This is a genomic window from Pseudorhodobacter sp. E13 (assembly GCF_003991405.1).
Taxonomy (GTDB): Bacteria; Pseudomonadota; Alphaproteobacteria; order Rhodobacterales; family Rhodobacteraceae; genus Pseudorhodobacter.
In genome coordinates this window covers 1-380 of sequence record NZ_RPEN01000079.1, presented here as the reverse complement: position 1 = coordinate 380, position 380 = coordinate 1, and the positions used below count along the sequence as shown (strand labels likewise).

Annotated in this window: 1 pseudogene; it reads right to left on the bottom strand. The window is 60.0% G+C overall.

Features of this window, described 5'->3' with window-relative positions:
* A pseudogene (locus EGN72_RS00185) lies at positions 1 to 380 on the bottom strand (hypothetical protein); the annotation flags it as partial.

Here is a 380-nt window from a genome sequence, read left to right as displayed (position 1 = left end):
ACAGCCAGATATACCCAGCCTTCCCGCGTCCATACATAGGTGATGTCGCCGGCCTGTTACCGACAGGTGAATGCTTGCATTCACCGACAGGCATTTCTGGTTCGGCCCGCTTGCAGTGAAGTCTTGCTGCAAGAGATTCGGCGCGATGTTGAAGGCGTGGTTACTGTCGGTGGTGCGTTTGAACTTCCGGCTGCGGATGACCTGGATGCCATTCTGGCGCATAAGTCGCCCGACACGGCCCCTCTCGCGGTTTGCGCGCAAACCGCTGCCGGGCAATGGCTGGCCGACGCGAATGCCCAACTCGTTCAACTCCTCGGTCATCCGTGGTCGGCCGTAGCTGCCTAGGCTTAACCGGTGCTGATCGCGGATATGGGCGAGGA